Origin of the sequence: Nocardia higoensis NBRC 100133, assembly GCF_000308595.1 — a bacterium.
GTDB classification, from domain to species: Bacteria; Actinomycetota; Actinomycetes; order Mycobacteriales; family Mycobacteriaceae; genus Nocardia; species Nocardia higoensis.
Map to the genome: position 1 here is coordinate 1 of NZ_BAGA01000053.1, position 21811 is coordinate 21811.

Genomic DNA, 21811 nt, shown 5'->3' on the forward strand with positions numbered 1-21811 from the left:
GTCGAGATGCGCAACGCCGCCACCGGCGATCTGTTCTCCGCCCAGGTCACCCGGGGTGACGCCGAGGCGCTGCGGCTGAGCGAGGGCGAGACCGTGTACGCGCGGGCGACCCGGATTCCGGAACTGCCCACCGGCCGGGTTCCGATTCAGGTCGCGTCCTCCGCGTCCGCCGAGCCGGCGGTCGCGAAGGCGGAGTCCGCCTCCGCCGGTGTCGAGGCAGGCGAGCCCGCCGCGGCTGGTGCTGCGGCCGCCGAGGTCGTCGCTGCCGAGTTCGGCGAGCCCGCCGCAGCCGGCACGGGGGCCGCCGCCGCGGCTGTCGAGGCCGCTGAGCCGGCGTCGAAGGACGGGGCCGGCGAGGCCGCGCCCGCGGTGACCGAATCCCGTACGCAAGTAACCAAATAGGCGCTGGGAGCCGCGCGGGCGATCAGCGCGCGGTGAACCCGCCGTCGATCGCGAGCGCCGCGCCGGTGACGAAACTCGCCTCCCGACTGAGCAGATAGGCGCAGAACGAGGCGATTTCCTCCGGTGTGGCGATCCGCCCGATCGGGTGCAACGCGGTGACCGCTGCCTCGCCCTCCGGCGTGGCGCCCATCGACGCGCGGAATGCCGGCGTGTCCACCGCGCCGGACACCAGTGCGTTGACCCGGACGCCGCGTTCGGCGGACTCCAGTGCCACGGCCCTGGTCAGCCCGATCACCCCGTGTTTGGCCGCCACATACGGTGCCACCGAACCCATTCCGACCACACCCAGGTTCGAGGCGTTGTTGAGGATCGCGCCGCCACCGGATGCGGCCAGCGCGGGCACCTGGTGGCGCAAGCCGTAGAAGACGGCGGTGAGGTTGAGTTCCAGATCCGCGCGCCAGCCCGCCTCGTCGATCTCCGCTATCGGCCCGAACGAGCGCACCGCGCCCGCGTTGTTGAACGCGATGTCCAGGCGTCCGTACTCGCCGACGGCGGCTTCGGTCAGCCGGGCCACGTCGTCCTCCACCGTGACGTCGGCGGGGACGAACAGCGCCTGCCCGCCCGCCGCGCGAATCTGCTCGGCGACCCGCGTACCGGCGTCTTTCCCGCGCGACCCGAGGACCACCGCGGCGCCGTCGGCGGCCAGTCGCATCGCCACCGCCCTGCCTACCCCGGAGCTCGCGCCCGTGATCACCGCGACCTGTCCCGCGAAGCGTGTCGACATCCGTCACTTCCTTTCCGTTCGTGCGTCTTCGGTCTCGGCGGTCCGTTACCGCCGCATTCAGTCAAAGGCACGGGGACCTGTGGCGCTGGCGGTTTCCGGACGAGTAGTTGATGTGTCAGGTGTTTCGGTCGGTGCAATGTCTCGACCGAGTCGCCGACGAGGTTGATGAGACCGCGAGTTCTGGGTATCCGCAGAAGACCGGCTTCCCGGCGCTCTCGGGCGATCTTGGTGACCGCTCGTTTTCGCTGGTGGAGGCCTATTTCTGGGCTGCGCGGCGGACTGGGGTTGACCTACCCGCTAGTAGCTGTAACTATTGGAAACAGTTATTCGGATACCGAGGAGAGGCAGTGACGACGATGTCGAAAGCCGTGACGCCCGATATCGACCCCGATCTCGCGAAGGCGCAGGAGTACGCCGCCAAGCTGCTGCTGCTGTCCGAGGGTTCGGTGAACCGGCACTTCGACCCCTTCCAGGACATCGACTGGGACAACCCCGATTTCGCCGCCACGGCGGGCGAACACCGCTGGGTGCTGCCGGTCTCGGCCGACCCGCTCGGCCGCCATCCCTGGTACCAGGCGCTGCCGCAGGATCGTCAGATCGAGATCGGCAAGTACCGCCAGGCCAATATCGCCAAGGTGGGCTTGCAGTTCGAGTCGATCCTGATCAGCGGCATGGTCACGCACAACTTCGGCCTGCCCAACGGCTCGCCGGAGTTCCGCTACTGCTCCCACGAGATGATCGAGGAGCACAACCACACCCTGATGTTCCAGGAGATGGTCAACCGCATCGGCATGGATGTGCCGGGGATGGGCCCGCTGGTCGCCAAGTTCAAGTACCTGGCCGCGCCGGTCGCCGCCCTCGCGCCGAACCTGTTCTTCATGGCCGTGCTCGCCGGCGAGGAGCCGATCGACCACATCCAGAAGCAGATCCTGCGTTCCGGGGAAGAGGTGCACCCGATCATGCTCGGCGTGATGTCCATCCACGTCGCCGAGGAGGCCAGGCACATCTCCTTCGCGCACGAGTTCCTGCAGAGGCACGTGCCCGAGGTGGGCCGGCTGAACAAATTCGTACTGTCGCTGGCGATGCCGACGATCATGTTCATCCTCGGTCGCGCCATCGCGACCCCGCCGAAGTCCTTCTTCCGCGAGTTCGACATTCCGGAGAAGGTGCGCAAGGAGCTGTTCTACGGCTCGAAAGAAGCCAGGCAGACCTTCAGTGACTACTTCGTCGACGTCCGGGCGCTGGCCGAGAACCTCGGCCTGATGAACCCGATCGCCAAGCGGGTGTGGAAGCTGTTCGGCATCGACGGTCCGGGCAGTCGCTACCGGTCCGAACCGTTGCGCCTGGCCAAGGCCGGCTGAGCGGCGGTTCGGTCGATGCCCTACGTCGTCACCCAATCCTGTTGCAGTGACGCCTCGTGCGTGTACGCCTGCCCGGTCAACTGCATCCATCCCACCCCTGACGAGCCGGACTTCGCGACCGCGGAGATGCTCTACGTCGACCCGAAAGCATGTGTGGACTGCGGCGCCTGCGCCACGGCCTGCCCGGTCGACGCGATCACCTCGGTGAAGAAGCTGACGGGCGAACAACTTCCGTTCGTCGAGATCAATGCCGCGTTCTACCGCCAGGAACGGCCTCGTCCGCTGCTGGCGCGGCCGGTACCCGCGCCGGCGATCGACCGGGGTCGTGGCCCGTTACGGGTGGCGATCGTGGGCTCGGGCCCGTCGGCCATGTACGCCGCCGACGAACTGCTCACCCAGCCCGACGTCACCGTCACCGTGTTCGATCGGCTGACGGTGCCCTACGGACTGGCGCGTTTCGGCGTCGCCCCCGATCACGGCAGGACGCGTCAGGTCAGCAGGCTCTTCGACGTGATGGCCGCCCAGCCCGGCTTCGGCTCCTACCTGGATGTCGAGGTGGGCGAGCATATTTCGCACAGCGAGCTGCTCGACCACTTCCACGCGGTGATCTACGCGGTGGGCGCGTCCTCGGATCGCAAGCTCGGGATTCCGGGCGAGGGGCTGCCCGGCACCGTCTCGGCCACCGACATCGTCGCCTGGTACAACGGCCATCCCGATCATGTGGACGACCACGTCGATCTGACGCATCGGCGTGCGGTGATCGTCGGCAACGGCAATGTCGCTCTGGATGTGGCCCGCCTGCTGACCAGTGATCCGGATACCCTCGCCGACACCGACATCGCGCCCTACGCGCTGTCGGCGCTGCGGGAGAGCGAAATCGAGGAAGTCGTGGTGCTCGGCAGGCGCGGTCCCGCCGAATCAGCCTTCACCGTGCCGGAATTCGTCGGCCTGCTCGGCGCCGATGTCGACATCGTGGTCGAGGGCGCACTGCCCGAGATCGTGCCGGGCATGTCGTTCGAAACCGAGCAGAAGCTGCGCCTGCTGCGCCAGGTCGGGAATCGCCCGGTGGGCGAGCGCAAGCGGATCGTGTTCCGTTACCGGGCCGCACCGGCCCGGGTGCTCGGCACCGATCGCGTCGCCGGCCTGGAGATCGTCCGCACCGAACCGAGCCTGGATGCCGATGGGCGCGTCGTCGCGACGCCCACCGGCGAGACCGACCTGATCGATGCCGGGCTCGTGCTCACCTCCGTCGGCTATCGAGGGGTGCCGATGCCGGGGCTGCCGTTCGATGAACGCGCCGGGGTCATCCCGAACCGGGACGGCCGCGTGTTCGACGGCGACGCCGCCTGCCCGGGGACGTATGTGACCGGCTGGATCAAGCGCGGGCCGACCGGCTTCATCGGCACCAACAAGTCCTGCGCGCAGCAGACGGTGCAGCGGCTGGCGGCGGATTTCAACGCTGGGCTGCTGCCCGAACCTGCTTGTGGCGCGGACGAATTCGACCGGCTCGTGCGTGCGCGCAGGCCGAGCGCGCGTGCGGGCGGAGCGGCCGTGCGTCGCTCCCGGGAAGCAAAGCCGCTGCGGCGGCTGCTGGCCGAACTCTGACCGAATGGACGGGCGGGAGAGGCCGCCCGCGATCTCGGTGTGACACGAGCGGACGAGGCGACCTCGTCCGCTCGTTCCCGTATGCGCCGGTGGCAGTGGCGACCAGGTACCGGACGCCTGGAGTTGCCCGCGCGAATGGTGGCGAATATCTGGCTACGAGTACTCGGACTGCAATACTGCGCATGCTGAAACTTCGCCGGCTATTCGCGGTGATGGCCCGGGCGAAACCGTCTGTCTCCGCCTGGAAGATCGCTGTGCGGTAGCGGAAGATGATCGTGCGCAGCGTGATTCCGGTGTAGAGGGCTCTTGATCATCGGATCGACCGGATTGTCCTGCGGCTTTGTCGATGACGTGCCCGAATGCGCACGAATTGATGTGGTTCTGTCATCACCGCCGCATCCGATCGGTTAGCCTGTTCGTGCTGTTTGGAAGACGACCGCGGCCACATGGCTCGACTGTGTGCTGGACGTGGTCACGGTGCGTTGACGGGATGGCGAATGTCTCTGTGCGTGGGTCTGAGCATCGGTTCGGTGAACTCCGTGACGGCGTCGGTGAGCCCGACACGTTCCAGGCCATCGGTGCGGACCAGGCGCACCGCCCTCACTCTCGACGACTACGGCACCGCCCGAGTGGGCAACATGCCCCGCTTCGATTCCGCGGTCACCGATTTCGCCGACCTCGCCCGCGATCCCGAACCGTTCGTCCTGGGCGGTCGCCTCTACACCGCGCCGGGCCTGGTCGCGACGGTCGTGCGGGAACTGCTCGATTCCGGTGAGCCGATCGCCGGATCGGTGGTGACCTATCCGGCGGTGTACTCCGACAAGCAGGTCGCGCTGCTACGCCAGGCTCTCGACCTCGGTGGTATGCGCGAGGCGATCATGGTGCCCGAGCCCGTCGCCGCCGTGGAATGGCTGGAACGCGAACACGGTCCGCTCGAACCGGGATTCGCGCTGGTCTACGACCTGGGCGGGACCAGTCTGGATGTGACCGTGGTCCGGGTCGGCCCCGACTGGTCCGATCATCCGATCGTCGGAAACCCGCGCCGCTGCTACGACTTCGGCGGCCGCCCGCTCGGCTCGACCATCGCCCGCTACTCGCGGGGCACCGTGCCCGGCGCGACTCCGATGAGTGCCCTCGTCGACGTGGACAGCCTGCGCGCCGACCACATCCGGGATTCCTTCGACGTGGTCCGGTCGTGCCTGAGCTCGACCGGCCGCAGCCTGTCCGATATCGGCCGGATCCTCGTGGTCGGTGCGGCATCGCGCCCCCCGGAGGTCGCCGCCACGCTCGCCGAGCTCGGCAGGCCGGTGGTCACCTCCGCCGACCCCGGGCAGATCGTCGCGACCGGCGCGGCTTATTTCGCGGCTCGCTCGTTCGCGCTCGTCGACGACATGCCGCGTGCCACGCGAGGTGCGGTGTTCTCCGGAGCCGCGGTGGCTTCCGCGCTGGCGGTATCGGCCGCGACCATGCTGGGCGGTAATCCCGGGCCCGCGCTCGAACCGATGCTCCAGCGCTTCCCGGACCTGGCCCAGCCGATCGACGTACGCACCCACGCCTACACCGACACGGCCTACTCCGCGCACACCGACGGCGACGTGCGCTACGGCATCCCGCTCGGCCTGGCCGAGCCGGTTGCCGGCCTCACCCGTAATCCCGACGGCCGCTTCGTCGCCACCGGCCGACGGATCATGGGCCCGACCATCGCCGAGTCGCGCCGTGACTTCCTCCCCGACCGGCGAACGCTGTTGCTCGACGAGGAATCCGATCCCGCGCGCTTTCCCCGGTGGCTGCCCTTCGGCTGGGTCTCCGACGCGGGCTGGGAGCGCCCGGTCTCGCCGGCTCCCGCAACCGTTGGCGGACAGCCGGATCCGGGAGCCGGTGGTGACGGCGGTTCGCCGGGTGGCACCCCCATCAGCGATCCGGCCGCGCCGGGCGGGCAGCCGGCCGACGGCGGCAACGGGGCGGGGCCGGCGTCCGGCCCCGGCGGTGACGGGCCGGCGGACCCGGCCGCCGGGCAGGGATCTCCCGGTGCGGGCGGTGCCGGTGGGGGAGTGGCGACCGGATCGGACGGCGACGCGGGTTCCGGTGGCGGAGCGTCCAGCGGCGGCGATGCGACCTCCGGTGGCGATGCGACCTCCGGTAGCGGCGACTCCTCCGGCGGTGCCCCGGCGGGCGATGGCGGGCCGTCCGGCGGCGCGTCGTCGGGCGGCGGCGCCGCAGGCGGTGACGGTTCCTCCGATGGCGCCGCTGGTTCGGGCGGCGGGTCCGGCGGGACGTCCTCGGGCGGAGGCGATTCCGGCGGTAACGGCGACGGCCGTTCCGGTGGCGCGTCCAGTGGTGGTGCGGGCGGTTCCGGCGGTGTATCGAGTGGTGGCTCGGGCGGTTCCGGTGGCGCGTTCAGCGGTGGCTCCGACAGCTCGTCGAACGGTGGCTCCGGCAATGGTGCCGCCGGAAACGCCGCCACCGGAGCGGGATCCGGCGGCAGTGGCGGGAAATCCAAGTCCGGCGACGGTGGCGGCCCCGGCAAGGGCGGATCGGGGCACGGCGGCTCCGGACGCGGTGGCGGCGGCAAAGGTGGAGGCGCCCACGGCGGCGGCTCCCGTACCGGTGGTGGCGACGGTGGTGGCGGTGGCGGCTCGCGCGGACGCTGACCGCGCCGGACGGGCCGTCGGCCGGTGGGCGACCCGCGATCGATGCCGGACGGCTCGATCTCGGACAGCTCGATGCTCGGCAGGCCGATGCCGCGGCGGGCGCGATCCCGTTCGACACTCCGCTGACGGCGGCCCGGACGGACGTCACGCCCCCGCCGCCATCGGAGGGTGTCCGCGCTGACGAGAATGGCGCGGTGGCGTCGTCGACCGAGCATCGCCGTGAGGGGTGCCGGGGCGGCCGGGGCGCCGTTGCGTGAGCCGCGAACGGCGCCCGGGGTTGCGGCCGATGGGAGCCGGGTCAGCGCGTGGCGGGGCCGGGCGGGATGAGGGCGGACAGGGCCCGGATCATCTCGGTGGCGACCACGGCGTGGCCGCTGCTCGTGAAGTGGATGAGGTCGGCGCTCATGAGGTCGGGGCGTAGCCGCAGCGGGTGCGTCCAGAAGTCGACCAGCAGTGCGTCGTACCGGGCGGCCACGTCGCTGATAATCGCGTTGAGCGCGGCCATCCGGTCGCGCATCGGAGCCATCGCCGCCATGCGCTCGGTCTCCCAGACATCGGCGACGGTGAACGTGCACAGTTGGGCTCCGGTCGCGGCGAGCGGCGCGAACAAGGCGCCGAGGTTCGCGCGCAGCGCGTCGAGGTCGGGGTCGGCGACGAACAGATCGTTCCCGCCGCAGATGACGTGCACCAGGTCCGGCTCGAATTCCAGCGCGCGGGAGAGTTGTTCGTCGCGTACCTGCGCGGTGGTGGCGCCCATGCGACCGGTGTTCAGATAGTGCAAACCGGGGTTCGCGCCGCGCAGGGCCGTGGCGACGCGCTCCGCCCAGCCGATCGGCTGGTAGCCGGGACTCGGATCACCGATGCCCTTGGCGATGGAGTCGCCGATCACCGCGTACCGCTGCCAGGGCGCACCGCGCAGCAGTTCACCTGACGCGCCGGGCGCGAGCAGCATCGGATCGGAATCCTCGGTCAGCGGTGCGTCGGCGGCGAGTGCCGTGGCGTCGGCGGATCCGGCAAGGGTGTCGATGGGGCCGGCGCGCAATGATCCGGCGTCGGTGGCGTGGGCGAATGGGAAGTGGCTGTCGTTCATGGCATTTCCGATCGGGTGGGAAGGGCGGACAGGGCGGCGGCGCATACGGCGATCACCGCGCAGATCACGAAGTGGGTGTGCAGTCCGGCGAGTGCGTCACCGGGATGGGCGGCCAGGACGGCGGCCAGCACCGCGACGCCGAGGGCGCCGCCGACCTGGCGCGAGGTGAGATTCATGGCGATGCCGACGGCGAACTTCTCGGGCGGAAGGGAACTCGCCGCCGCCGTGCCGAGCACTGTCAGGACCAGGCCGATACCGCCGCCACCGAGCAGACCGGCGGGAATCCACGCAGACCACAGGGCGGGTTCGGGACCGAACATGCCGGTGCTCATCCACAGTGCCGACGCCGCGAACAGCACCGCGCCCAGCACACCGGCCCAGCGGCGCGGACCGCTCGCCGTGATCCGCCCCGCGATATTCGCGGTCACCATGGACGCCAGCGCGCCCACCGTGAGCGCCGCGGCCGATCCGATGACCGAATAGCCCCAGACGGCGTCGAGGAACAGCGGCCCGGCCAGCAGCCAGGAGTACATGGCCGCGGCGAACACGAACGAGGCCGCGTTGGCCAGCGCATAGGGCGTGCTGCGCCAGAGATCCACTGCCAGCGCCGACCGCGCGGAGCCGCCCTGCCGTGCCGAGCGTGCGATGGCCGCGCCCACCAGAACAGCGCCGAGCCCGAGCGCGAGCAGGGTGGCGGGAGAGTTCCAGCCCCATCGCTGACCCTCGGTGACCCCGGCGACGAGTCCGCCCAGTCCGAGCGCTGTCGCGACCGTGCCCACCGGATCCGGCCACACATTGCCCGTCCGCCCGGCCTCGGGGACCTGAACGCGCAGGGTGGGCACGATGAGCAGCAGGGCGATCGGCACATTGATCACGAAGATCGAGCGCCAGCCGAAGGTCTCGACCAGCACACCGCCGAGTGCAGGGCCGACCACCGCGGCGAAACCGCCCGCCGCCGACCAGGCGCCGATCGCCGCGCCGATCCGCTCGCGCGGGGTGACCGCGAGAACGAGGCCGAGCGCGGCGGGCAGCATCAGCGCGGCGGTGGCGCCCTGCAGCAGACGTCCGCCGACGAGCATCGCGGCGTTCGGCGCGAGGCTGCACAGCAGTGAGGTCAGCGCGAACCCGGCGAGCGCGGTGAGCAGCAACCTGCGCCTGCCGAGGGCGTCGGCGAGACGGCCCGCCGGGGTGAGCAGAGCGGCGAAGGTGACCGCGTAACCGCTGACGACCCAGGTCAAGGTGGTCGCGGGGGTGTCGGGGTAGTCGCGGGCGAGCGAGGGGAAGGCGATATTGACGACCGAGAGATCGAGGAAGGCGATGAACGCCGCACTGCACGCGAGTAGCAGGGTGCGGCGGGCGAGGTTCGGCGGAGGCGAACTGTCGGTTCGCTCGGAAACCAGGGACATGGAATTCCTAGTGGCGAGGAGAAGTGGTCGGAGCGGAGGAAACAAAAAGTACGATCGTTCGTTCATAAAATACGACCGACCGTTCGTATGCACAACCCCTCGATGGGAGAATGGACGCATGACCGAACCGACCACCGATCAACGCCTGGTCAAAGGCGCGCGCTCGCGTGCGGCGATCGCCCGGCGCGCCGCCGACGTCGCCTCGGTGGAGGGGCTCGAAGGGTTGAGCATCGGCAGGCTCGCCACCGACCTGGGAATCAGCAAGAGCGGCATCGCGACGCTCTTCGGGTCCAAGGAGGCGCTGCAACTCGCGGCCGTGCGTGCCGCCAGGGAAGTCTTCGTCTCGACGATCATCGAGCCGGGCATGCGCGAGCCGCGCGGTATCACCCGGGTCCGCGCGCTGGTCGGGCGCTGGCTGGACTACGTCACCGAGCCGGTGTTCCCCGGCGGCTGCTTCCGCGCCGCCACCCTCGCCGAGTTCGACAGCAGGCAGGGGCCGGTCCGCGACGCCCTGGTCGCCGACCACGCCGAGTGGCTCGGCCTGCTCGACAAGCAGATCCGGTACGCGGCCGAGGCGGGCGAGCTGCCCGGCCGGGATCCGGACACCCTGGCCTTCGAGATCTCCGCCGTGGTCACCGCGGCCAACACCGCCCGCCAGCTCGAGGACGAGGCCGGGGTGGCGGCCGCGCGCCGGATCATCGCCCGCCTGCTCGGAGATCCTGCGGCCTGATCGGCGAATTCGCTGGTTGAATGATCGTGTGTGGATCCGTCGTAGGAGCGTTGCGGCCGTGCTGTCCGGTGTCGTGGCGGCGGGCGTCGCCACGGCAGGCCCCGCGAGCGCGGACATCTTCCCGCCCCGGTGCGCGGAGGGCTGGTCCGTCGGCGTTGTCGCCGCGGGCGTGGGAGCTCTGGAGAATCTGGATTCCGACGGTGCGGGTGGCTTCTACGTCACCGGCATCACCGACGGCTATCTCGGCCGCATCGACGCCGAGGGCAGGCTCGAGAAGCTGGTCACCGGACTCGACAAGCCGGGCGGTGTCCGGCTCTCGGGACCCTACGTCTATTTCCTGACCGGCGACGGAATCGGTGCGCCCGCAGGCACTTTGCAGCGATATGAGCCGGCGACCGGTGCGGTGACAGTTCTGCTCACGAATCTGAACGGCCCCAACGGCCTGCTCGAGTTGCCCGACGGGGACCTGCTGATCACGACGATCGGCATCGACGGCGCCCCGAGCGGGATCGCCCGATACCGGCCGTCCACCGGCGAGTTCACCGAGACCTGGTCGGATGTCGTGTTCTCCAACGGAATGGCGCCGGCCCCCGACGGGCATTCGATCTACGTCTCCGATCTCACCACGCGGCTGCAGCGCATCCCGCTGGATGCGCCCGATCGTCCCGAGCCCGTGATCGGCTTCCCGGAACTGATCGCGCTGCCCGACGACATGGACGCCACGCGCGACGATCAACTGTTCGTCACCGATCATGGGGTCGGCGCGGTGTACCGGGTCGACCCCGCGAGCCGGTCGGCCTGTGCGATCGCCACGGGCTTCCTGAAGCGGCCCGACCCCGTGCGCATTCCGCCGGACGGTGCGACCTCGGTTCGCATCGCCCGTGACGGGGGCGACTGGGCGCTGTTCGTCACGAGCATGGACGGCACCTTGCGCCGTCTGCGGCCACCGCCCGGGGTCGACCTGACACCGGCGGACCCGCGCCGGCGCTGACCGTCTACGCATTCGGCCCGATGGCCGTACATCGCACCGGGTGACGCCGCCCCACACCGCTCGGATCGCGCCGCAGCGGTGATCGGGGAAGGTCCACGGGTCGGGGGCCACGCCGCTGATTCTGGTGACGGTGGCCTGGGCCGGTTTCCATGCCCGCCACGTGCAGGGTGCCACCGTCGGGCCGATCACCCGCAGGCTGCTCGCCTCGAAGGCGGCGGCCGAGGAGGACGAGCGAGCCGAGCGCGCGGCTGTGCGCGAGCTGTTGCGCAGGGTCTCGGCCTCGATGCCGCGTTGGCGATGCGCCTCAGGCGGACAGCGCCCGCGCCGCGCCGCGCACCGAGTCGTAGCGATCCCACACCAGGTCGACCAGCGCCGGATGGGTGCCGAGGGCTGGGGTGTGGGCGAGATCCGGTGTGGCCGCTGCGATCCGGTCGGTCAGCAGACCGGGTGCGAGGAAGTAGTGCGCGACGACGACCCGGTCCACACCGCGCGCGTACAATCGATCCCTGGCTTCGGGTACACCGGGTTCGGTTGTCGCGAAACCGATTTCGGTCGCCCAGCCGGTGTGTGCGGCGAGATCCCGCGCGACCCGCTGTGTCCTGGCGTTGGCCGCGGCCGAGGAAGCGCCGACCGCGGCCACCACCACGCCGAGTCGCGGGTCCGCGTTCCCCGCCCGCGGCTCGATCGACAGGGCCGACGGTGTCGGTATGGTCTCGCGCACCCGATCGGCGAGGGCGCGGACGAGCCTCGGATCCGGACCGAGTACATCGGTACGGTCGATATGCAGCATCGGATGCCGGCGCCGGGCGCCGGCCAGCAGCCCGGGTAGATCGACCCGCGCGTGAAAGGCGTTGCCCAGCAACAGCGGGACCACGACGGCGTGCGTGTGACCCGCGCAGGCGAGCGCGTCGACCACCCGGTCCACCGAAGGCGCGCTGAGATCGAGGAACGCCGGGCGCACCGTGACCTCCGGCCTGGCCTCGGCGACCGCGGCGGCCACCGCCGCCACGGTGGCCGCCGATCGGGGATCGCGGCTACCGTGGCCGACGGTGATCAGCGCGGTATCGAGCGGCGCGGGGCGAGCCACCTCAGACTCCGGCGCCGACCTCGACAGCGGTCAGCACGTCACCCACGAGACCGGCGGCGAGGGTGTTGCCGCCCGCCGGGTCGATGAGCAGGAAACTGCCGGTCTGCCGGTTGACCCGGTAGTCGTCGGCGGCGATCGGCTCGGCGACGCGCACCGAGATGCGGCCGATGTCGTTGAGCGCGAGCGCTTCCGGGTTCGGGTCCGCGGCCAGGCGCTGCTCGTCGAAGCGTTCGATGAGCGCGCCGACGATGGCCTGGGTGGTGCGGGTGCCGTGCTTGAGCAGCAGCCGCGCGCCGGGACGCAGCGGCTTGTCGCCGAGCCAGCAGACGGTCGCGTCGAAGGAGTCCAGGGGCTCCGGCGCGTCGGCCACCGCGGCGATGATGTCGCCGCGGGAGATGTCGACCTCGTCGGCCAGGATCAGCGTGACGCTGCGGCCCACCTGCGCGACCGCCAGCTCTCCGTCCGGGGTGTCGATGCGCTCGACGGTGGTGCGCACGCCCGAGGGCAGCACCACGATCTCGTCGCCGGGCGCGACCGAACCGGCCGCGATCTGGCCCGCGTAGCCCCGGTAGTCCGGGTATTCGGCGGTGCGCGGACGGATCACGTACTGGACCGGGAAACGCAGCCCGATCGAGTGCTCGCCGGTGCTGTCGGCGTCGACCGGCACCGACTCCAGGTGCTCGATCAGCGACGGGCCGTCGTAGTACGGGGTGTTCGCCGAACGGCTGGCGACATTGTCGCCGTGCAGCGCGGAGACCGGGATCTCCAGCACGTCCTCGGCCGCCCAGCCCAGTCCGGTGGTCAGCGCGTTGAACTCCGCGGAGATCTCGGCGAACACCGTCGCCGGGTCGTCCACCAGGTCGATCTTGTTCACCGCGAGCACCAGCTTCGGCACGCCCAGCAGCGCCAGCACGGCGGCGTGCCGGCGGGTCTGCTCGATGACGCCCTTGCGCGCGTCGACCAGCAGGATCACCAGCTGCGCGGTGGACGCGCCGGAGACGGTGTTGCGGGTGTACTGCACGTGGCCGGGGGTGTCGGCCAGCACGAAAGAGCGCTTGGGCGTGGCGAAGTAGCGGTAGGCCACGTCGATGGTGATGCCCTGCTCGCGCTCGGCGCGCAGGCCGTCGACCAGCAGCGACAGGTCGGGGGTCGACAGGCCCTTGTCGACCGAGGCGCGGGTCACGGCGTCGATCTGGTCGGCCAGCACCGACTTGGTGTCGAACAGCAGCCTGCCCACCAGGGTGGACTTGCCGTCGTCGACCGAGCCCGCGGTGGCCAGGCGCAGCAGCTGGGCCGGCGGTTCGGTGCGCGCACCCGGCTCAGCGGTGATCTGCGGAGCAGCAGACATCAGAAATAACCCTCTCGCTTGCGGTCTTCCATCGCGGCTTCCGACACCCGGTCGTCACCGCGGGTGGCGCCCCGCTCGGTCAGCCGGGACGCGGCGACCTCGGCGAGGATCGCTTCGTTGGTGGCGGCCTCGGACAGGATCGCGCCGGTGGTCGAGCCGTCGCCGACGGTGCGGTAGCGCACCGACCTGGTCTCGAGCGTCTCGCCCTCGCGCGGGCCGCCCCACACGCCGGGGGTCATCCACATGCCGTCGCGCTGGTAGACCGGGCGCTGGTGGGCGTAGTAGATACTCGCCAGATCGACGTCCTCGCGGGCGATGTAGCGCCAGATGTCGAGCTCGGTCCAGTTGCTCAGCGGGAAGACCCGCACGTGCTCGCCGGGAGCGTGGCGGCCGTTGTACAGGTTCCACAGCTCGGGGCGCTGACGCTTGGGATCCCACTGCCCGAAGGCATTGCGCAGCGAGAAGATCCGCTCCTTGGCGCGCGAACGCTCCTCGTCGCGGCGACCGCCGCCGAAGACCGCGTCGAAACGGTTCTCCGCGATGGCGTCCAGCAACGGCACCGTCTGCAGCGGGTTGCGGATGCCGTCGGGGCGCTCGGTCAGGCGGCCGTCGGCCAGGTAGTCCTCGACCGAGGCGACGTGCAGGCGCAGGCCGTACTTCTCGACGACCTTGTCCCGGAACTCCAGCACCTCGGGCAGGTTGTGCCCGGTGTCCACGTGCAGCAGCGCGAACGGCAGCGGCGCGGGCCAGAAAGCCTTGAGGGCCACGTGCAGCAGCACCGTGGAGTCCTTGCCGCCGGAGAACAGGATCACGGGCCGCTCGAACTCGCCCGCCACCTCACGGAATACGTGGATGGCCTCGGACTCCAGCGCGGCCAAGGTGTCGAATTCGCTGATGCCCAGCGATCGTTCGGACGCGGCCAGGGCAGGGGTCTCGTTCGTGATGGTGTCGTTCATGACTGATGCAACCCGCATTCGGTCTTGGCGAGGCCGGCCCAGCGGCCGCTTCGCGGATCGGCTCCCGGCTCCGGCTTCCGTGTGCACGGAGCGCAGCCGATGGACGGATAACCCTCCTCCACCAGGGGGTTGACGAGGATGCCGTGTTCGGCGATGTAGTTCTCCATGTCCTCGTCGGACCACGGTGCGATCGGATTGATCTTCACCAGGCCGAAAGCTTCGTCGAAGGAGATCAGCGGGGCGTTGGCGCGGGTGGGCGCCTCCACCCGGCGGATGCCGGTGACCCAGGCGTTGTAGCCGGCCAGCGACTTCGTCAGCGGCACCACCTTGCGCAGCCGGCAGCACTCGTTGGCGTCGCGGGCGAACAGATCCCTGCCCAGCAGCGCGTCCTGTTCGTCGACCGTGTGCTCGGCGCGGGCGTTGATGACGTTCACCCCGTACACGGCCTCGACGGCGTCGCGGGTGCCGATCGTCTCCGCGAAGTGATAGCCGGTGTCCAAGAACAGCACGTCGACGCCGGCCCGCACCTGGGCGGCCAGGTGCACCAGTACGCCGTCCTGCATGTTCGAGGCGACGATGTAGCCGGGCCCGAAAGTCTCCTCGGTCCACCCGAGCAGCTCCGCGGGTGTGGCGTCGGGGCCCAGTTCGGCCGCGCCGCGCTCGGCGAGCGCCCGCAATTCGTCCTCGGACAGCTTGTCGACGACTCTGGTTGTCACAGTTGATCTCCCGTCACCATGTGCTCCGCCTTCCCGCGCGTCAGCGCAGGTCGGCTTCCTCGGCGCGGACGGCCCACTGCGCGAAGCGCTCGCCGCCGTCCCGGTTCTTGACGAAGTTGCGCACCACGCGCTCGATGTAGTCGCCGAGTTCGGCGCTGGTCACCTTGTGCTGGCGCAGCTTGCGGCCGAAACCGCTGTCCAGGCCGAGGCTGCCGCCCAGGTGCACCTGGAAGCCCTCCACCTGGTTGCCCGCGCCGTCGTCGACCAGCTGCCCCTTGAACCCGATGTCGGCGATCTGGGAACGGCCGCACGAGTTCGGGCAGCCGTTGATGTTCACCGTGATCGGCACGTCCAGCTCGGCATTGATGTCGGCCAGCCGCTGCTCGAGTTCCGGCGCCAGCACCTGGGAGCGCTTGCGGGTCTCCACGAAGGACAGCTTGCAGAACTCGATACCGCTGCACGCGAGCAGATTCCGCCGCCACACCGACGGGCGGGCCTGCAGGCCCAGCGGTTCCAGCTCGCTGATCAGCTGCGCGACCTTGTCGTCGGCCACGTCGAGCACGATCAGCTTCTGGTAGGGGGTGAAGCGGATGCGATCGGAACCGGCGCGCTCGGCGGCGTCGGCCACCTTCGTCAGGATGGTGCCCGAGACGCGACCGGCGATGGGGGAGAAGCCGACGGCGTTGAGGCCGTTGCGCAGCCGCTGCACGCCCACGTGGTCGATCGGCTTGACGGGCTGCTCGGGCGCGGGGCCGTCGATCAGCTTGCGTCCGAGATACTTCTCCTCGAGCACCTCGCGGAACTTCTCCACGCCCCAGTCCTTGACCAGGAACTTCAGCCGCGCCTTGGTGCGCAGACGGCGGTAACCGTAGTCGCGGAACAGCGCGACCACGCCCTCCCACACATCCGGCACCTCCTCCAGCGGCACCCACGCGCCGAGGCGCTGGGCCAGCATGGGGTTGGTGGACAGGCCGCCGCCGACCCACAGGTCCAGGCCGGGGCCGTGCTCGGGATGCACCACGCCGACGAAGGCGACGTCGTTGATCTCGTGCACCACGTCCTGCTGACCGGAGATGGCGGTCTTGAACTTGCGCGGCAGGTTCGAGTAGCGCTTGTCGCCGATGTAGCGGCGGACGATCTCCTCGACGGCCCAGGTCGGGTCGATGACCTCGTCGAGGGATTCACCGGCGAGCGGGGAGCCGAGGATCACGCGCGGGCAGTCGCCGCATGCCTCGGTGGTGTGCAGGCCGACCTCTTCCAGACGCCGCCAGATCTCCGGCACGTTCTCGATCTCGATCCAGTGGTACTGGACGTTCTCGCGGTCGGACAGGTCGGCGGTGTCGCGGCCGAACTCGGTGGAGATCGCGCCGACGGTGCGCAACTGCGCGACGTTCAGTGCGCCGCCGTCGCAGCGCACCCGCATCATGAAGTACTTCGCCTCGAGCAGGTCGATGTTCTCGTCACCGGTGAAGGTGCCGTCGTAGCCCTGCTCGCGCTGGGTGTAGAGACCCCACCAGCGGAACCGGCCGCGCAGATCGGCCTTGTCGATGCTGTCGAACCCGTTCTTCGAGTAGATGTTCTCGATGCGGGCGCGGACGTTGAGCGGGTTGTCGTCCTTCTTGCTCTGCTCGTTGGGGTTGAGCGGTTCGCGGTAGCCGAGCGCCCACTGACCCTCGGACCGGCGGCGCACCGGCTTGCCGGTACGGGCCCGGGTGGGCTTGGGCGTGACGGCCTCGGACTGAACGGCGTCGGTGCTCGACGTCATGGGGTCGCTCCTGCTGGGGTGGGTGGAACATCCGTATTCAGGGCGCGAGGGACTGACCCACGCCTGCGGTTGTCAGCGGAGGGTTGCGCTCGGAACGGATTCGTTCGAGACCCGGATTGGACGCTTCGCTGATCTACCTGTTCACAGACAGGGCAGACAGCCGGCGCTGCAGACGCGCTTGTAATCGACGTGGCGACGTGCCACAAGCCGTACTCCCGATGCGCGCATGGGGACCATTGTGCCATGTAAAACGGGCCGTTCGGACCCCCGGACCAGTATTTCCCGTGCCAACGCGGGAAATCCCCTGGTTCCACGGCGCTATTGTGACGACCGTCATAGGTTTGCGGGCGCGAGCGGGCGGCGGCGTGCCCGGGTGAGCCGGTTCACCCGGGCACGACCGTGGCCTCGGCCCGCCGGGGACGGGCGGGCACACTGGTGAGGTGAGTCCCGCCGCAGCCCCGACCCAGCCCGACGCCGACGCACCCGTGCTGCGCGATTTCGGCGGCGGGCCGTTCGGCGTCTACATCCACGTCCCCTTCTGCGCGACGCGATGCGGCTACTGCGACTTCAACACCTACACCGCCGGGGAACTCGGCACCTCGGCCTCGCCGCAGTCTTGGCTGGAGGCGCTGCGGGGAGAACTGTCCACCGCCGCGGCGTCGTTCGCCGAGCTGCCGAGCCCGGTCCCGGCGGTGGAGACCGTCTTCGTCGGCGGCGGCACGCCCTCGCTGCTCGGCGGCGACGGCCTGGCCGACGTGCTCGACGCGATCCGTGCGAACTTCACCCTCGCCGCCGGGGCCGAGGTGACCACCGAATCCAACCCGGAGTCCACCTCGCCGGAATTCTTCGAACGCCTGCGCGCGGCCGGTTACACCCGGGTGTCGCTGGGGATGCAGTCCGCGGCCCGGCACGTGCTGGCCGTACTCGACCGCGCCCACACGCCGGGCCGGCCGGTCGCCGCCGCGAAGGAGGCCAGGGCCGCCGGTTTCGAGCACGTCAATCTCGACCTCATCTACGGCACTCCGGGCGAGACCGACACCGATCTCGACGCCAGCCTGGACGCGGTGCTGGACGCGGGCGTGGACCATGTGTCGGCCTACTCGCTGATCGTCGAGGACGGCACCGCACTGGCCCGCCGGGTCCGGCGCGGTGAACTGCCCGCCCCGGACGACGACGTGCTCGCCGCCCGCTACGAACGCATCGACCATCGCCTCGAACAGGCGGGTCTGAGCTGGTACGAGGTGTCGAACTGGGCCGCGGACGAGGGCGCCCGCTGCAGGCACAATCTCGGCTACTGGGACGGAGGCGACTGGCTCGGCGCGGGTCCCGGCGCGCACAGTCACCTCGGCGGCGTCCGCTGGTGGAACGTCAAGCACCCGGCCCGCTACGCCGAACGGGTCGCGCGCGGCGGCCTGCCCGCCGCGGGCTGGGAATCGCTCACCGCCGACGACCGCTACCTCGAGCGCGTGATGCTCACCATCCGCCTGCGCACCGGCCTGCCGCTGGCCGAGTTGGAGCCCTCGGCCGCGCCCACGGTCGAGGAGATCCTCACCGACGGCCTGGCCGTCCGCGTGGACGGCCATCTCGTACTCACCGACCGTGGCAGGCTGCTCGCCGACGCTCTGGTGCGCCGGCTCGTCACCTGATCGGCGTCACCGGACCTTCGGGCAGTCGGCGGCGTCGTCTCGGCGATGCTGCCGTCACCACCCGCGACCTGCCATTTGTGAAACGTTGATGTCCGGAGGCGCCGTGGACAAGCGGACGGCCGGTTGTCAGGTATTGCCACCGGCCCGGTTCGGGGTAGGCTCCGGGCAACCTCGAGGAGTCGATTTGACCGAGTCATTACGTGCCCAGCCTGAGCACGAGCAGTACGAATTCTCCGAAATGCGCGCGGCCGAGAAGGCCGAGTTCGCCCGTAAGCGGGCCATAGCGGCCCGCACCGTCGCCGGGCATGCGCACAACGCCGCCGACTGCCTGTCATTGCTGTCGATGCTCGGCCTCGACGCCCAGGCGGGCAAGCTCGTCGGTCGCCCCTGATCCTCGGTATCCACCCACGTAATCGGGCAATTGGTGCGTGGGCAATTAGACTGGATACTCGGACGTACCGGTCACCGGAGAGTCGGTGGCCGGTGAGTACGCCGGTGGCCTGTGGCGTACAGCAGGAGCGAGGAGGTGGGGCCCGATGTCGTCGAGCACCGAGGATCGCCGCTTCGAGGTTCTCCGCGCGATCGTGGCGGACTACGTGGCGACCAAGGAGCCGATCGGTTCCAAGACACTGGTCGAGCGGCACAACCTGGGTGTGTCCAGCGCGACAGTGCGCAACGACATGGCGGTGCTGGAAGCGGAGGGATACATCACTCAGCCGCACACCAGTTCCGGCCGTATCCCCACCGACAAGGGCTACCGCCAGTTCGTCGACCGGATCTCCGAGGTCAAACCGCTGTCCCAGGCCGAGCGCCGGGCCATCATGCAGTTCCTGGAATCCGGTGTCGACCTCGACGACGTGCTGCGCCGTGGGGTGCGCCTGCTCGCCCAGCTGACCCGGCAGGTCGCTGTCGTGCAGTACCCCACGGTCTCGGCCTCGACCGTGCGCCACATCGAAGTCGTCGCGCTCAATCCGGCGCGGCTGTTGCTGGTGGTCATCACCGACACCGGTCGCGTCGACCAGCGCATCGTCGACCTCGGCGCGCTGATCGACGACGACGATCTGGCCGCGCTGCGCGCCCTGCTCGGTGCCGCGATGGACGGCAAGCGCCTGGCGACGGCCTCCGCCGCGGTCGCCGCACTGCCGGAGAGCGCGCCGCAGAAACTGCGCGATGTGCTCATCCGGGTCTCGACGGTTCTGGTCGAGACGCTCGTCGAGCATCCGGAGGAGCGTCTCGTGCTCGGCGGCACCGCCAATCTCACCCGCAACGCCGCCGACTTCGGTTTGCCCGGCGCGCTGCGGCAGGTGCTCGAAGCGCTCGAAGAACAGGTCGTCGTGCTCAAGTTGCTCGCCGCGGCGCAACAGCCGGGCACCGTCACGGTGCGCATCGGCGAGGAGACCCAGGTCGAGGAGATGCGCGGCACCTCGGTGGTCACCACCGGGTACGGCGCCTCGGGCTCGGTGCTCGGCGGCATGGGGGTGCTCGGGCCGACCCGGATGGACTACCCGGGCACGATCGCCTCGGTGGCGACCGTCGCCAGGTACATCGGCGAGGTCCTGGCCGAGCGCTGAACCGCGCTGCGAACCCAGCGCGACCGAGGTCACGGTACGGCGCTGCTACGCTCGGTCTCCGGCCGGATAAAGTTGAGTGCATCCGACTGATGGTGCTCCTGCGTTCGGCGGGGGCGGCACGAGTGCGAGTACAGCGACCCAAGGACTAGAGAACTCACGTGGCACGGGACTACTACGGACTACTCGGCGTCGGGCGCAATGCGACCGACCAGGAGATCAAGCGCGCGTACCGGAAGCTGGCGCGTGAACTCCACCCGGACGTCAATCCGGACGAGGCGGCGCAGGCCAAGTTCAAGGACGTGTCGACCGCCTACGAGGTGCTCTCCGATCCGGAGAAGCGCCGGATCGTCGACATGGGCGGCGACCCGATGGAGTCCGGCGGCGGAGCCGGCGGATTCTCGGGCGCCGGCTTCGGCGGCCTCGGCGATGTGTTCGAGGCATTCTTCGGCGGTATGAGCGGTGCGGGTGGCGGTGGCCAGCGCAAGCCGCGCGGCCGCGTGCAGGCAGGCGCCGACTCGCTGCTGCGTACCCGCCTGAGCCTGGCCGAGTGCGCGGTCGGGGTCACCAAGCACCTCACGGTCGACACCGCCGTGCTCTGCGACCTGTGCCAGGGTTCGGGCACCAACGGCGACTCCCAGCCGATTCGCTGTGAAACCTGTGGCGGCGCGGGCGAAGTGCAGTCGGTGCAGCGCTCCTTCCTCGGCCAGGTCCTCACCTCCCGGCCCTGCCCGACCTGTCGCGGCGCGGGTGAGACCATCCCCGATCCCTGTGGCAAGTGCGGCGGCGACGGCCGGGTGCGTGCGCGTCGCGAGATCGCCGCGCCGATCCCCGCCGGCGTCGCCAACGGCATGCGGGTGCGGCTGGCCGCCCAGGGCGAGGTCGGCCCCGGCGGCGGCCCGGCGGGCGACCTCTACGTGGAGATCGTCGAGCAGCCCCACGACGTGTTCGTCCGCGACGGCGACGACCTGCACTGCACCGTCCGTGTCCCGATGGTCGACGCGGCGCTGGGCACCACCGTCGTGATCGACACCATCCTCGACGGACCCACCGAACTGACCATCGCCCCGGGCACCCAGCCGGGCGAGGTCTCGGTGCTGCGCGGCCACGGTATGCCCAAGCTGCGCTCCGGCGTGCGCGGCGATCTGCTCGCGCATCTGGACATCGTGATCCCGTCCAAGCTGGACAGCAAGCAGACCGATCTGCTGCGCAAGTACAAGTCGATGCGCGACCGCGACCGCGCCGAGGTGATGTCGGCGCAGTCCGAGCACAACAGCGGCCTGTTCGCCCGGTTGCGGGCTTCGTTCAGCGGACGCTGATCCGTTGGCCGCCACGGTCTTCTACCTCGACGACATTCCCGAGCCCGGGCAGATCGCGGTGCTGGACGGCCCGGAGGGACGGCACGCCGCCACGGTGCGCCGCACCAGGGTCGGCGAAGCGATCACCCTCTCCGACGGCCGCGGCCTGCTCGCGGCCGCGGAAGTGGTCGAAGCCCAGCGCGACCGCCTGGATCTGCGCGTACTCGATCGCGTCGTCGCGCCGCGGCCCACACCGGAAGTGACCGTGGTGCAGGCGCTTCCGAAATCGGATCGCTCCGAACTCGCGGTGGATCTGATGACCGAGGCGGGCGCGGACACCATCGTCCCCTGGCAGGCGATCCGCTGTGTCGCCAAGTGGGAAGGCAAGGCCGCCAAGGGAATCGAGA

19 protein-coding genes and 1 pseudogene are annotated in these 21811 nt (G+C 70.2%); 11 read left to right on the forward strand and 9 right to left on the reverse strand.

Annotated elements, in window-relative coordinates; translation table 11 throughout:
- Positions 1-132 (forward strand): annotated as a pseudogene (locus ON26_RS35010) (sulfate/molybdate ABC transporter ATP-binding protein); the annotation flags it as partial.
- A 292-nt stretch (positions 133-424) separates the two neighbouring features.
- Here ON26_RS35010 and ON26_RS06575 read toward each other — a convergent pair.
- On the reverse strand, positions 425-1186 hold the full coding sequence (locus ON26_RS06575; protein ID WP_040795096.1) for an SDR family NAD(P)-dependent oxidoreductase: 762 nt from the start codon (positions 1184-1186) through the stop codon (positions 425-427).
- Positions 1187-1542: 356 nt separating this feature from the next.
- Between ON26_RS06575 and ON26_RS06580 the strand changes: the two genes are divergently transcribed.
- The 3 genes from ON26_RS06580 to ON26_RS34870 all read left to right on the forward strand — a co-directional run bounded on the left by ON26_RS06580 (position 1543) and on the right by ON26_RS34870 (position 6803).
- The gene (locus ON26_RS06580; RefSeq protein ID WP_083883805.1) at positions 1543-2547 is read left to right on the forward strand and encodes an AurF N-oxygenase family protein; all 1005 of its coding nucleotides are present in this window, start codon (positions 1543-1545) and stop codon (positions 2545-2547) included.
- A gap of 15 nt (positions 2548-2562) precedes the next feature.
- A complete protein-coding gene (locus ON26_RS06585; protein WP_040795098.1) occupies positions 2563-4152 on the forward strand; it encodes an FAD-dependent oxidoreductase in 1590 nt (529 codons plus the stop codon).
- 530 nt (positions 4153-4682) lie between these two features.
- On the forward strand, positions 4683-6803 hold the full coding sequence (locus tag ON26_RS34870; protein ID WP_169333686.1) for an Hsp70 family protein: 2121 nt from the start codon (positions 4683-4685) through the stop codon (positions 6801-6803).
- 298 nt (positions 6804-7101) lie between these two features.
- On the opposite strand, the gene ON26_RS06595 is transcribed toward ON26_RS34870, so the two are convergent.
- A complete protein-coding gene (locus ON26_RS06595; protein WP_083883807.1) occupies positions 7102-7893 on the reverse strand; it encodes an SGNH/GDSL hydrolase family protein in 792 nt (263 codons plus the stop codon).
- On the reverse strand, positions 7890-9299 hold the full coding sequence (locus ON26_RS06600; RefSeq protein WP_040795099.1) for an MFS transporter: 1410 nt from the start codon (positions 9297-9299) through the stop codon (positions 7890-7892). Before ON26_RS06600 ends, ON26_RS06595 begins: the two co-directional genes overlap by 4 nt.
- 118 nt (positions 9300-9417) lie before the next feature.
- Here ON26_RS06600 and ON26_RS06605 point away from each other — a divergent pair, with 118 nt between their 5' ends.
- Entirely contained in the window at positions 9418-10029 is a 612-nt protein-coding gene (locus ON26_RS06605; RefSeq protein WP_040795100.1) for a TetR/AcrR family transcriptional regulator, read from the forward strand.
- Between the two features lie 58 nt (positions 10030-10087).
- A complete protein-coding gene (locus tag ON26_RS06610) occupies positions 10088-11020 on the forward strand; it encodes an SMP-30/gluconolactonase/LRE family protein (protein ID WP_245545750.1) in 933 nt (310 codons plus the stop codon).
- Between the two features lie 304 nt (positions 11021-11324).
- Here ON26_RS06610 and ON26_RS06615 read toward each other — a convergent pair whose 3' ends face one another.
- From ON26_RS06615 to ON26_RS35060, 6 genes are all read right to left on the reverse strand, one after another.
- On the reverse strand, positions 11325-12107 hold the full coding sequence (locus tag ON26_RS06615) for a sirohydrochlorin chelatase (protein WP_040795102.1): 783 nt from the start codon (positions 12105-12107) through the stop codon (positions 11325-11327).
- 1 nt (position 12108) lies between these two features.
- The gene (locus ON26_RS06620) at positions 12109-13455 is read right to left on the reverse strand and encodes a sulfate adenylyltransferase subunit 1 (RefSeq protein WP_051026752.1); all 1347 of its coding nucleotides are present in this window, start codon (positions 13453-13455) and stop codon (positions 12109-12111) included.
- A complete protein-coding gene (gene cysD, locus ON26_RS06625) occupies positions 13455-14429 on the reverse strand; it encodes a sulfate adenylyltransferase subunit CysD (protein ID WP_245545751.1) in 975 nt (324 codons plus the stop codon). The genes ON26_RS06620 and cysD overlap by 1 nt, the downstream gene beginning before the upstream one ends.
- Positions 14408-15127: a phosphoadenylyl-sulfate reductase gene (locus ON26_RS06630; RefSeq protein ID WP_040795103.1), complete on the reverse strand. Its 720-nt coding sequence runs from the start codon at positions 15125-15127 to the stop codon at positions 14408-14410. The genes cysD and ON26_RS06630 overlap by 22 nt, the downstream gene beginning before the upstream one ends.
- A 40-nt stretch (positions 15128-15167) precedes the next feature.
- Positions 15168-16892: a nitrite/sulfite reductase gene (locus ON26_RS06635; RefSeq protein WP_040795104.1), complete on the reverse strand. Its 1725-nt coding sequence runs from the start codon at positions 16890-16892 to the stop codon at positions 15168-15170.
- A 141-nt stretch (positions 16893-17033) separates the two neighbouring features.
- Entirely contained in the window at positions 17034-17129 is a 96-nt protein-coding gene (locus ON26_RS35060; protein WP_373280926.1) for an Ms4527A family Cys-rich leader peptide, read from the reverse strand.
- Between the two features lie 203 nt (positions 17130-17332).
- Here ON26_RS35060 and hemW point away from each other — a divergent pair, with 203 nt between their 5' ends.
- The 5 genes from hemW to ON26_RS06660 all read left to right on the forward strand — a co-directional run.
- Positions 17333-18538: a radical SAM family heme chaperone HemW gene (gene hemW / locus ON26_RS06640; protein WP_083883809.1), complete on the forward strand. Its 1206-nt coding sequence runs from the start codon at positions 17333-17335 to the stop codon at positions 18536-18538.
- 184 nt (positions 18539-18722) lie between these two features.
- Positions 18723-18929 (forward strand): hypothetical protein, encoded by a 207-nt coding sequence (locus tag ON26_RS06645; RefSeq protein WP_040795105.1) that lies wholly within the window; start codon positions 18723-18725, stop codon positions 18927-18929.
- Positions 18930-19074: 145 nt separating this feature from the next.
- Positions 19075-20109 (forward strand): heat-inducible transcriptional repressor HrcA, encoded by a 1035-nt coding sequence (hrcA, locus tag ON26_RS06650; RefSeq protein WP_040795106.1) that lies wholly within the window; start codon positions 19075-19077, stop codon positions 20107-20109.
- 158 nt (positions 20110-20267) lie between these two features.
- Positions 20268-21425, forward strand: a complete 1158-nt coding sequence (gene dnaJ / locus ON26_RS06655) for a molecular chaperone DnaJ (protein WP_040795107.1) — start codon at positions 20268-20270, stop codon at positions 21423-21425.
- 4 nt (positions 21426-21429) lie between these two features.
- Positions 21430-21811: RsmE family RNA methyltransferase (locus tag ON26_RS06660; RefSeq protein ID WP_040795108.1), on the forward strand; the 382-nt coding region annotated here is incomplete at its 3' end.